This window comes from Actinomadura sediminis (assembly GCF_042675525.1).
Lineage (GTDB): Bacteria > Actinomycetota > Actinomycetes > Streptosporangiales > Streptosporangiaceae > Spirillospora > Spirillospora sediminis.
The window spans coordinates 1-10,110 of the sequence record NZ_JBHTJA010000162.1; the positions used below are offsets into that span (position 1 = coordinate 1).

The 10,110-nt window shown below is 72.6% G+C and carries 13 protein-coding genes; 10 read left to right on the plus strand and 3 right to left on the minus strand.

Annotated elements, in window-relative coordinates; translation table 11 throughout:
- The first annotated feature begins 580 nt into the window (after positions 1 to 580).
- From rplM to glmM, 3 genes are all read left to right on the plus strand, one after another.
- A complete protein-coding gene (gene rplM, locus ACFQ11_RS35540) occupies positions 581 to 1,033 on the plus strand; it encodes a 50S ribosomal protein L13 (RefSeq protein ID WP_075905053.1) in 453 nt (150 codons plus the stop codon).
- Between the two features lie 145 nt (positions 1,034 to 1,178).
- Entirely contained in the window at positions 1,179 to 1,694 is a 516-nt protein-coding gene (gene rpsI / locus ACFQ11_RS35545; RefSeq protein WP_378306948.1) for a 30S ribosomal protein S9, read from the plus strand.
- Between the two features lie 185 nt (positions 1,695 to 1,879).
- The gene (glmM, locus tag ACFQ11_RS35550; protein WP_378306950.1) at positions 1,880 to 3,223 is read left to right on the plus strand and encodes a phosphoglucosamine mutase; all 1,344 of its coding nucleotides are present in this window, start codon (positions 1,880 to 1,882) and stop codon (positions 3,221 to 3,223) included.
- 84 nt (positions 3,224 to 3,307) lie between these two features.
- Here the strand turns inward: glmM and ACFQ11_RS35555 are convergent, their stop codons facing one another.
- Together ACFQ11_RS35555 and ACFQ11_RS35560 are read right to left on the minus strand one after the other, a co-directional pair.
- Complete coding sequence (locus ACFQ11_RS35555) at positions 3,308 to 3,616, minus strand: hypothetical protein (protein WP_378306952.1); 309 nt, start codon at positions 3,614 to 3,616, stop codon at positions 3,308 to 3,310.
- A gap of 23 nt (positions 3,617 to 3,639) precedes the next feature.
- Positions 3,640 to 4,278, minus strand: a complete 639-nt coding sequence (locus ACFQ11_RS35560; RefSeq protein ID WP_378306954.1) for an HNH endonuclease family protein — start codon at positions 4,276 to 4,278, stop codon at positions 3,640 to 3,642.
- A gap of 133 nt (positions 4,279 to 4,411) precedes the next feature.
- Between ACFQ11_RS35560 and ACFQ11_RS35565 the strand changes: the two genes are divergently transcribed.
- From ACFQ11_RS35565 to ACFQ11_RS35585, 5 genes are all read left to right on the plus strand, one after another.
- Positions 4,412 to 5,407 (plus strand): DUF389 domain-containing protein, encoded by a 996-nt coding sequence (locus tag ACFQ11_RS35565; RefSeq protein ID WP_378306956.1) that lies wholly within the window; start codon positions 4,412 to 4,414, stop codon positions 5,405 to 5,407.
- 113 nt (positions 5,408 to 5,520) lie between these two features.
- Complete coding sequence (locus tag ACFQ11_RS35570) at positions 5,521 to 6,456, plus strand: ABC transporter ATP-binding protein (RefSeq protein WP_378306958.1); 936 nt, start codon at positions 5,521 to 5,523, stop codon at positions 6,454 to 6,456.
- Entirely contained in the window at positions 6,453 to 7,331 is an 879-nt protein-coding gene (locus ACFQ11_RS35575) for an ABC transporter permease (protein WP_378306960.1), read from the plus strand. The genes ACFQ11_RS35570 and ACFQ11_RS35575 overlap by 4 nt, the downstream gene beginning before the upstream one ends.
- Positions 7,328 to 8,239, plus strand: a complete 912-nt coding sequence (locus ACFQ11_RS35580; protein WP_378306962.1) for an ABC transporter ATP-binding protein — start codon at positions 7,328 to 7,330, stop codon at positions 8,237 to 8,239. Before ACFQ11_RS35575 ends, ACFQ11_RS35580 begins: the two co-directional genes overlap by 4 nt.
- A complete protein-coding gene (locus ACFQ11_RS35585; protein WP_378306964.1) occupies positions 8,236 to 8,952 on the plus strand; it encodes an ABC transporter permease in 717 nt (238 codons plus the stop codon). Before ACFQ11_RS35580 ends, ACFQ11_RS35585 begins: the two co-directional genes overlap by 4 nt.
- Before the next feature lie 14 nt (positions 8,953 to 8,966).
- Here ACFQ11_RS35585 and ACFQ11_RS35590 read toward each other — a convergent pair whose 3' ends face one another.
- Positions 8,967 to 9,383 carry a hypothetical protein gene (locus tag ACFQ11_RS35590; protein ID WP_378306966.1) on the minus strand — a complete coding sequence of 139 codons (417 nt, stop codon included), beginning with the start codon at positions 9,381 to 9,383 and terminating at the stop codon, positions 8,967 to 8,969.
- A gap of 84 nt (positions 9,384 to 9,467) precedes the next feature.
- On the opposite strand from ACFQ11_RS35590, the gene ACFQ11_RS35595 reads away from it, so the two are divergent.
- Positions 9,468 to 9,794 carry a helix-turn-helix transcriptional regulator gene (locus ACFQ11_RS35595; protein WP_378306968.1) on the plus strand — a complete coding sequence of 109 codons (327 nt, stop codon included), beginning with the start codon at positions 9,468 to 9,470 and terminating at the stop codon, positions 9,792 to 9,794.
- Positions 9,791 to 10,110, plus strand: a 320-nt coding sequence (locus ACFQ11_RS35600) for a permease prefix domain 1-containing protein (protein ID WP_378306970.1), incomplete at its 3' end; no start/stop codon positions are given. The genes ACFQ11_RS35595 and ACFQ11_RS35600, both read left to right, overlap by 4 nt.

Genomic DNA, 10,110 nt, shown 5'->3' on the forward strand with positions numbered 1-10,110 from the left:
GCGGCGGCGCGGCGCCCGGACGCGGGCCGGGGCCGGCGGCGGGGCCGGGACGGCCGGTGCGGCCGTCGCCGTGGGGCTGCTGGGGTCGCCCGGCGGGCCGGCCGGGGCGGCGGGGAGTGGACAGCGGAGGCTCCCGGGGGCTGGCCGGCGTACGCCGGTACGCCGGCGGGGGGACCGGTCGGCGGCACCTTATCTCTTTATGAACATCCGAGTAAGGAGATTCCGGCAAAATGATCACTCTGCGTACATTTCGCGACGTACTGTGACCACCGGGTGTGAGGAGAGGGGTGCCGGGGGCGTCCCGGTCCGCCGGGTGGGGCATACTGGTGGGCGGCTGGGAGACTGTCACGGTTGCTCGCTTTGACCCGCGCCCGCGCGGGCTAGTATCCTGCGGGTTTGTTGTATGCGTCGGCGCCTGCCCAGGCGGCGGGACGACGACGGCATCCACGTGTCGGTGTGCCCCATGTGCGCTCGCACGGGCCCCGGCCTCCCGGAGCGCTCGGTCGGAACGAATACGAGTCTGATCGGCGCGAGCAGGAGATCCGCTGAGAAAGTCGACGAGAAACGAAGGCTGACGACCGTGCGCACGTACACCCCTAAGCCCGCTGACGTTCAGCGTCAGTGGTACGTCATCGACGCGACCGATGTCGTGCTGGGCCGTCTCGCCAGTCATGTCGCGCAGCTGCTTCGGGGTAAGCACAAGCCGATCTACGCTCCGCACCTCGACACCGGTGACTTCGTCGTCATCGTGAACGCCGACAAGGTGTCGCTGTCCGGCAACAAGCTGGAGCAGAAGCGGGCGTACCGGCACTCGGGCTACCCGGGCGGACTGCGGTCGGTGAACTACGCCGACCTGCTGGCCAAGAACCCCGAGCGGGCCGTCGAGAAGGCGATCAAGGGCATGCTGCCCAAGACCACCCTCGGCCGCCAGATGTTCCGCAAGGTGAAGGTCTACGCCGGTCCGGAGCACCCGCACCAGGCGCAGAAGCCGGTCCCGTTCGAGATCACCCAGATCAGCCAGACCGGCAAGTAAGAGCAGAACCGGCCGGCCTCCGGGCGCAGTGCGCCCGCCAGCCGCCCGGTACCGTGCACGCGGCCGCGTGCGCGTCCGAACCAGTGGCCGCCGGGGCACCCGATGACCGGGCCAGCCGCCCTGGCTAGAAGACCCTAGGAGAACCGTGGACGAGTCCACCGGCACCGAGACGCCCGAGGGCGTCGAGTTCGACTCGTACGAGGAAGCGCCGTCCGAGTACACCACCGAGAGCCCCGAGGCCGCGGGCGAGGGCCTCCTCGGCCAGCCGGTCGCGACCGGTCCCGCCGCCGGCACCGGCCGCCGCAAGCAGGCCATCGCGCGGGTGCGCATCGTCCCCGGTAGCGGCCAGTGGAAGATCAACGGCCGCACGCTGGACCAGTACTTCCCGAACAAGGTCCACCAGCAGATCGTGAACGAGCCGTTCGTCCTGCTCGGCCTGGAGGGCCAGTTCGACGTGCTCGCCCGGGTGAACGGCGGCGGCACCACCGGCCAGGCCGGTGCGCTGCGCCTCGGCATCTCCCGCGCGCTGCAGTTCGCGAACATCGAGCACCGCCCGGCGCTGAAGAAGGCCGGGTTCCTCACCCGCGACGCGCGGGTGCCGGAGCGCAAGAAGGCCGGTCTCAAGAAGGCCCGCAAGGCTCCGCAGTACAGCAAGCGTTGATCGACGGCACGAGCCGCCGCACCCCATGGCTTCTCCGTGGCCGACCCGCATGGTCGGCGCGCCGGGTGCGGCGGCTCGTCCGCTTTTTCCGGTTCGTTCGCTTTGTATGGCCGCACGGCCGCGGACGGGACGCCGCACGTCCCGTCCCGTCCGGGCGGCCTTTTCGTCTCTCCGGGAGTTGAACTGTGGCTCGTCTGTTCGGGACCGACGGCGTGCGGGGGCTCGCCAACCGTGACCTGACCGCCCGGCTCGCCATGGACCTGTCCGTCTCCGCGGCGCGGGTCCTCGGCGAGCAGGGCGAGTTCCGGGGGCATCGGCCGCTGGCGGTGGTCGGGCGCGACCCGCGGGCGTCCGGCGAGTTCCTCGAGTCCGCCGTCGTCGCGGGCCTCGCCAGTTCCGGCGTGGACGTCCTGCGCCTCGGCGTCCTGCCCACCCCGGCCGTCGCGTACCTCACGCACCAGTTGCACGCCGACCTCGGCGTGATGCTGTCGGCGTCGCACAACCCCGCCCCCGACAACGGGATCAAGTTCTTCGACCGGTCCGGCCACAAGCTGCCCGACGAGACCGAGGACCGCATCGAGGCCCGGCTCGGCGAGGAGTGGGACTGGCCGACCGGCGCCGGCGTGGGCCGCGTCCGCGACGCGCACGGGGCGGTCGAGCAGTACGTGGCGCACCTCGTCGCGTCCGTCCCGGCCTCGCTGGACGGCCTGCGCGTCGTCGTCGACTGCGCCAACGGCGCGTCGTGCGACGTCGCACCGGAGGCGCTGCGCCGCGCGGGCGCCGAGGTCTTCACGATCGGCACCGCCCCGGACGGCCTCAACATCAACTCCGGGTGCGGTTCGACGCACCTCGACGCGCTCCGCGCCGCCGTCCGCGAGCACGGCGCCGACGCCGGCATCGCCAACGACGGCGACGCGGACCGCTGCCTCGCCGTGACCGCCGCGGGTGAGGTCGTCGACGGCGATCAGATCATGGCGATCCTCGCGCTCGAACTGCACGAGTCCGGCGCCCTCGCCGCCGACACCGTCGTCGCGACCGTCATGTCGAACCTGGGCTTCAAGCTGGCGATGCGGGAGGCCGGGATCACGGTCGTCGAGACCGCCGTCGGCGACCGGTACGTGCTGGAGGCGATGAAGGCGGGCGGGTTCGTCTTCGGCGGCGAGCAGTCCGGCCACGTCATCATGCTCGACCACGCCACCACCGGCGACGGCGTCCTCACCGGCCTGCGGCTCCTCGCGGCGATGGCCCGGCGCGGCCGTCCGCTGGACGAGCTCGCGAAGGTGATGACCCGGCTGCCGCAGGTGCTCGTGAACGTCAAGGACGTCGACAAGACCCGCGCGAAGACGTCCCCGGAACTGGCCGCGGCCGTCGCCGCCGCCGAGGCCGACCTGGGCGAGACCGGCCGGGTGCTGATCCGCCCGAGCGGCACCGAGCCGATGGTCCGCGTGATGGTCGAGGCCGCGTCGCAGGAGCACGCCCAGACCGTCGCGGACCACCTCGCCGACGTGGTCCGCACCGCCCTCCGCTGACCGGACCCCGCGCCCGGCGGGGGCCGCGTCCCCCGCCGCGCGGACGGCGGGTCGGTCGCGGGACGGGCCCGGCCGGGCGCCCGGCTAGCGGTCTTCGATGTCCAGGCGGCCGACCTTGAGGTGTTTGATCTCGACGGTTCCGGCCTCCAGGTGGTCGACGACCGCGCGCTTGACGATGAGCTTCCCGATGGCGACGGCGCCGACCGCGATCGCGCCGAGGGCCATCGAGCCGAGCGCGAGGGAGCCGAACGCGTTGCCGACGCGGAGGTTGAGGCCGGTGGCGGACGCGCCGGTGACCTCGGCGCCCGTTGCGCGCGCGCCGATGGCGCGCTCCGTCCGGACGCGGGGACGTTCGTCCCGCTCGTTCGCGGGTTGCTCGATGGGTTCGCTCATGCGTCGAGCATAGGGCGGCCGGTTCAGCAGCGGTCGAGGAAGCCGTCGAGGGCGCGCTTGTCGGCGGAGGTGACGGCCAGGTCGTACATCGCGGCGATGCCGATGTAGGTGAGCGCGTACTCGCACTGGAACGCCTTGCGGGGCTTCCACTCGGCGGGACCTGAGTCGCCCTTCTGGCCGTTGGGCACGCCCCAGACCGCGAGCAGGTTGCCGTGGTCGTTGGCGAACCGCTCGCGCTCGCGCTCGGGCCAGCGGGACGCGCCCATCCGCCACGCGAGCGCGAGCGGGTAGACGTGGTCGATCTGCACCTCGGCGGCGTCGGCCTTGGTGAAGGCGATCTCCCGGCCGGTGTACGGGTCGTGCAGGAGCCCGGCGACGACGACGCAGTCGCCGCGCTTGCGGACGTCCTCCAGGTCGCGGGCGAGGACGTCGTTGCGCTGGTCGCAGCCGTTGCGGTCGGTGTCCTTCCAGCGGGTGCCGAACGCGGCGCGTTCGTAGCCGTCGCCGTCGCCCTCGGGCTGGACGCGCAGGCCCGCGAGGGCCTCGCGGGCTCCGGCGGCCTCGCCGGGCGGCGCGGGCGAGCGGGAGTCGGAGACGCCGACGTCCACGCTGCAGGCCGTCAGGGACGCGGCGAGCACGAGCCCCACCGCCACGCGTGCCATGGATGTCACCGTCCTGGGGGGTTCCTTGGGGTACCTGGGGGTTCTCGCCGCGATGACCGTGAATGAACGGTCACACGATACGGGACGGCGAAGGAGGCCATTAGGGACGGCCGGCCGGGGCAGGATGCGCAACGTGCTGCACGTGAGAGCGATCGTCCCGCCGGACCGGACGGACGAGGTCTGCGAGGTCCTCGCCGGCTGCGACGGCGCGGTGAACATCGTGGTCGTCCGGGGCGCCGCGCTGTCGCCGCGCGGCGATCTGGTGACCGGGGACGTCGCCCGCGAGTCGGCCAACGAGGTGCTCGACGCGCTGCAGGACCTCGGCATCGACCGCGACGGCTCGATCACGGTGGAACTGATCGACCTGTCGATGTCGGTGGTCGCGGCGAACGCGGAGCGGCGCGTCCCCGGGCACGGCGACGACGCCGTCGTCTGGGACGAACTGGACCGGCAGGTCACCGAGGGGACGGTGCTGACCTGGTCGTTCGTGGTGTTCCTGGTGCTGGCGACGCAGATCGCGGCGATCGCCGCGCTGACCGACTCGCCGATCCTGGTGGTCGGCGCGATGGTGCTCGGGCCGGAGTTCGCCGCGGTCGCGGCGATCTGCTACGGCGTCGTGCGGTGGCGGTGGCGGCAGATCCTCGCCGGGGTGCGCATCCTGCTCATCGGGTTCCCGCTCGCGATCGCCGTCACCTTCCTGTGCGCGCTGGCCGGCCGGTGGCTCGGCGTGATCGAGACGGCGGCGCTGCCGGCGGAGCGGCCGCTGACCGCGTTCATCTACAGCCCGGACCGCTGGTCGTTCATTGTCGCGCTGCTCGCGGGCGCCGCGGGGGTGCTGTCGCTGACGGCCGGGAAGGCGTCGCCGCTCGTCGGCGTGTTCATCTCCGTCACGACGGTGCCGGCCGCCGGGAACCTCGGGGTGGCGCTGGCGCTGCGGCACGGCAGCGAGATCGAGGGGTCGCTGCTGCAACTCGGCGCCAACTTCGGCGGGATGGTCATCGCGGGGACGGGGACGCTGCTCGTCCAGCGGGGCGTGTGGGGGTTCGTCCTGCGGCGCCGCGGGCACCGGACGTCCACGGGACGGCCGGTGCGGCGCCGCGTGCGGCCGGGCGTGGGACCGCACCACTGATCGCGCGTCGCTCCACGGGGCGACTTTGGTCGATGCCGGCATCAGACTTATGGCGCGCGGGATGGCACCTAAGACCGACGTGCCCGGACAACACAGGCGATAGGTTCGGCACCATGCCGATCATCGCCACCCAGGGCCTGACGATGAGGTTCCCCCGGGTGACCGCCCTCGACGACCTGAACGTGGCCGTCGAACCGGGCGTCGTCGGGCTCGTCGGCGCCAACGGGGCCGGGAAGTCCACGCTCATCAAGATCCTGCTGGGGCTGCAGCCGCCCACGGCGGGGACGGCGAGCGTGCTCGGGCTCGACATCGCGCGCGAGGGCGTCCGCATCCGGGAGAACGTCGGGTTCATGCCCGAGTACGAATGCCTGCCGCCGGACATCTCCGCGACCGAGTTCGTCGTCCACATGGCGCGGATGTGCGGGCTGCCCGCCACCGCGGCCCGCGAGCGCGCGGCCGACACGCTGCGGCACGTCGGCCTGTACGAGGAGCGGTACCGCCCGATGGGCGGCTACTCCACGGGCATGCGCCAGCGGGTGAAGCTCGCGCAGGCGCTCGTCCACGACCCCAAGCTCGTGTTCCTGGACGAGCCCACCAACGGCCTCGACCCGGCCGGACGCGACGAGATGCTCGAGCTGATCCGCCGGATCGGCGCCGAGTTCGGGATCAGCGTCCTGGTCACCTCGCACCTGCTGGGCGAGCTGGAACGCGTCTGCGACCATGTGGTCATCATCGACGGCGGGAAGCTGCTGCGCTCCCAGGCCGTCGAGGCGTACACCGAGGCCAGCGGCGTCCTCACCGTGGAGGTCGAGGACGGACGCGACGAGCTGGGCGCCCGGCTGCGCGAGGGGGGCGCGAGCGTGCGGCCCGAGGGGCGGCTGCTGGTGATCGACATCGCGGGCGAGGCGACCTACGACCTCGTCCGGGACGGCGTCGCCGACCTGGGGCTGCGGCTGATCCGGATGGAGCAGCGCCGGCACCGCATCGAGGAGGTCTTCCAGGGCGACCCGGCCGCGGCCGCCGCGCACGGGCAGGGGGCGCCCCGATGAGCACGAGCACGATCCACGACATCGGCTACCGGCACTACGACGGCCGCCGCAACGGCCGCGGGTACGTGCTGCGGTCGCTGTACGTCCACAACCTGCGGGCCGCGTTCGGGCTGGGCCGGCCCGCCCGCGCCAAGGTCATGCCGTTCCTGCTGGGCGCGATCATGCTGCTGCCGGCGGCCGGGTCGGTCGCCGCGTTCGCGGTCACCAAGCAGGCGGACGCGCTGATCCCGTACTCGTCCTACGCGGTGGTCATGCAGGTCGTCATCGCGATCTTCACGGCGACGCAGGCGCCGGTGCTGGCGTCCCGGGAGCTGCGCTTCCACGTCGTCCCGCTGTACTTCTCCCGCCCGATCGACCATCTCGACTTCGTCCTCGCCAAGATCGGCGCGATGGCCACCGCGCTGCTCGCGATCACGGCCGTGCCGGTCACCGTCCTGTACGTGGGCGGGCTGGTGGCGAAGGCGCCGGACTCGGGCCGGCAGCTCCTCGACTTCCTGACGGCGCTGGTGGGCTGCGTGCTGTTCGCGGCCGTGCTCGCCGCGATCGGCATGGTCGTCGCCGCGTTCACGCCCCGGCGCGGGTTCGGCGTCGCCGCGGTCATCGCCGTCTACATGCTGTCCGTCGCCTTCGTGGCGATCGTGCAGACCCTCGCCGAGGTGCAGGGCAACTTCACGCTGCAGGGCTGGATGTCGCTGTTCGCGCCCTTCGACCTGGTCGACACCGTCCAGGTGCGGCTGCTCGGCGCGGAACCGGCGTCGATGGCGGTGGCGCCGGGCGTCGGCGGCGGGCTGGCCGCGCTGGCGCTGTGCGCGGTGCTGGTCCTCGGCTCGATCGCGGTCCTGTACCGCCGGTTCCGGAAGGCGGGCCTCTCATGAGCGAGCTGAAACTGGAGAACGTGTCCCGCTGGTACGGCAACGTCGTCGCCGTCAACGGCGTGACGATGACGATCGGCCCGGGCGTCACCGGACTGCTCGGCCCGAACGGCGCCGGGAAGTCCACGCTCATCCACATGATGGGCGGGTTCCTCGCGCCGTCCTCCGGGACGGTCACGCTGGACGGCGCGCCGATCTGGCGCAACCCGGACGTCTACCGCCGCCTCGGGCTCGTCCCGGAGCGGGAGGCGGCCTACGACTTCATCACCGGCGCGCAGTTCATCCAGGCGATGGCGAAGCTGCACAGGCTGCCCGATCCGGACGCCGCCGCGCGCCGCGCGATCGGCCTCGTCGAGATGGACTACGCCGCGGACCGCGCGATCGGCAACTACTCCAAGGGCATGAAGCAGCGGATCAAGATGGCGTCCGCGCTCGTGCACGACCCGCCCGTCCTGCTCCTGGACGAGCCGTTCAACGGCATGGACCCGCGGCAGCGGCTCCAGTTGATGGACCTCATCCGGCGGATGGCCGACGAGGGACGCACGATCCTCTTCTCGTCGCACATCCTGGAGGAGGTCGAGCGGCTCGCCGGGCACATCGAGGTCATCGTCGCGGGCCGGCACGCCGCGTCCGGCGACTTCCGCCGGATCCGCCGGCTGATGACCGACCGGCCGCACCTGTTCCTCGTCCGGTCCGCGGACGACCGCGCGCTCGCCGCCGCGATCATCGCGGACGGCTCGGCGCGCAGCGTGCGGCTCACCGACAAGGGCCTGCAGGTCGAGGCGACCGACTTCCAGCGCTTCACCTGGCTGCTCCCGCAGGTCGCGAAGCAGGCGGACGTCCGGCTGTGGGAGGTCTCCCCGGCCGACGAGTCCCTCGAAAGCGTCTTCTCCTACCTGGTGGCGAAATGAACGCGACGATCGCGACGATCACTTTCCGGTCGATGCTCGGCCGGCGCCGCGCGCTGCTGCTGCTCGTGCTGCCCGCCATCCTGGTGGCGCTCGCGGCCGGCATCCGCGTCATGGGCGAGGACGACCTGGAGACCGCGGCGCTCGTGCTGCAGCAGTTCGGGCTCGCGACGCTGCTGCCGCTGCTGGCGCTGATCGCCGGCACCGGCGTGATCGGCCCGGAGATCGACGACGGCCAGATCATGTACGTGCTGACCAAGCCGATCCCGCGCCGGGTGATCGTGCTGACGAAGCTGGCGGTCGCGATCGTGCTGGTCACGGCGTTCGCGGTCGTCCCGACGCTGCTCGCCGGGATCCTGCTGGCCGGGACGACCGCGGGTGTGACCGCCGCGTACACGGTGGGGGTCCTCGTCGGCGGCCTCGCCTACAGTTCGATCTTCGTGGCGCTCGCGGTGGCGAGCCGCAACGCCGTCACGATCGGGCTGCTGTACGCGCTGGTGTGGGAGTCGCTGCTGGCGAGCTTCGCGCCGGGCGCGAAGTCCGCGTCCGTCCAGGCGTGGGCGCTGTCGGTGACGGACTCGCTGACCTCGGCGACGATGGTGGATTCGTCCGTCGGCCTGCCGGTGGCGATCACGCTGTTGGTCGCGGTGACGGCCGTCGCGGCCTTCCTGGCGGTGTTCCGGCTGCGCGCCCTGTCGGTCGCGAGCGCCGAGTAGCCGCCGGGGCGGCGTCACGCGCCCGGGCGGACGATCATGAGGACGGCGACGACCGTCCACAGCAGATTGAAGATCCCGGTGGTCATGGCCAGTCGTCCCGCCGCCTCCTCGCCGGGGACGTCCCCGGCGAGGACGCGCGCCTGGCCGGGGATGATCGCGAACGCCAGCAGCGCCGCGGCGACCGCCGTCAAGGCGATCGAGGCGAGCAGCCACGCCTGCGTCAGCACGCCGAGCGTCGCGCCCGTCGCGAACCCGAACAGCGGGACCGCGACGCCGACCAGCGCGTAGTTCCGGCAGATCCGGTGCAGGAGCGCCATGACCCCGGGGCTTCCCTCACGGGCGTAGCGGGGGAACAGCGACCCGGCCACCGACACCGGTCCGATCGCCAGGATCGCCGCGAGCACGTGCAGCGTGAGCAGCACCTCGGTCATCGTGACTCCTCTTGGGTAGGTCACCAACATATTGGCCACCAATGCATAGCACGCCTACGCTTCCTATGGGTAGGCTGCCTACACATGAGGGGAGACGCGGTACGGGGACACCTGGACGCCCTGCTGCTCGCCGTGCTCGAATCCGGCCCGCTGCACGGGTACGCGATCATCACGGCCGTCCAGGAGCGCAGCGGGGGAGCCCTCGAACTGCGCACGGGCACGGTCTATCCGGCGCTGAACCGGCTCGAGCGCCTCGGGCTGCTGGCCGGAAGCTGGCAGTCCGCCGGGGCGCGCCGCCGCCGCTGCTACGAGCTCACCGACGCCGGCCGCCGCACCCTCGCGGGCGAGCGGACGTCCTGGCGCGAGTTCACGTCCGCGATCGGCGCCGTCCTCGAACCGAGAACGTCGTGATCATCGACGCGCACGTCGCCGCGCTCGCCGCCGCCCTGCACGGCCCCGCCCGCACCAAGGCGCGGATGCTCACCGAGGTGCGCGACGGCCTCACCGACGCGGCCGACGCCCTCGCCGCGACGGGCCTGCCCGCCGACGCCGCCGCGCGCCGCGCCGTCCGCGACTTCGGCGCCGTCGCGGACGTCGCCCCCGAATTCCAGCGCGAGCTCACGATCGCGCAGGCGCGCCGCACCGCCCTCGCGGCCGCGCTCAGCGCGCCCGTCCTCCTGCTCTGCTGGCGGCTCGCCGGGACGGACGGCGGCGCGCCGCCGCACGC

What these genes read in the sequence shown, in the direction of transcription:
- ACFQ11_RS35555 (WP_378306952.1), bottom strand. Translation starts at nt 3,616, where the DNA reads ATGAGCGAACCCATCGAGCAACCCGCGAACGAGCGGGACGAACGTCCC.
- ACFQ11_RS35560 (WP_378306954.1), bottom strand. Translation starts at nt 4,278, where the DNA reads ATGGCACGCGTGGCGGTGGGGCTCGTGCTCGCCGCGTCCCTGACGGCC.
- ACFQ11_RS35570 (WP_378306958.1), top strand. Translation starts at nt 5,521, where the DNA reads ATGCCGATCATCGCCACCCAGGGCCTGACGATGAGGTTCCCCCGGGTG.
- ACFQ11_RS35575 (WP_378306960.1), top strand. Translation starts at nt 6,453, where the DNA reads ATGAGCACGAGCACGATCCACGACATCGGCTACCGGCACTACGACGGC.
- ACFQ11_RS35580 (WP_378306962.1), top strand. Translation starts at nt 7,328, where the DNA reads ATGAGCGAGCTGAAACTGGAGAACGTGTCCCGCTGGTACGGCAACGTC.
- ACFQ11_RS35585 (WP_378306964.1), top strand. Translation starts at nt 8,236, where the DNA reads ATGAACGCGACGATCGCGACGATCACTTTCCGGTCGATGCTCGGCCGG.
- ACFQ11_RS35590 (WP_378306966.1), bottom strand. Translation starts at nt 9,383, where the DNA reads ATGACCGAGGTGCTGCTCACGCTGCACGTGCTCGCGGCGATCCTGGCG.
- ACFQ11_RS35595 (WP_378306968.1), top strand. Translation starts at nt 9,468, where the DNA reads ATGAGGGGAGACGCGGTACGGGGACACCTGGACGCCCTGCTGCTCGCC.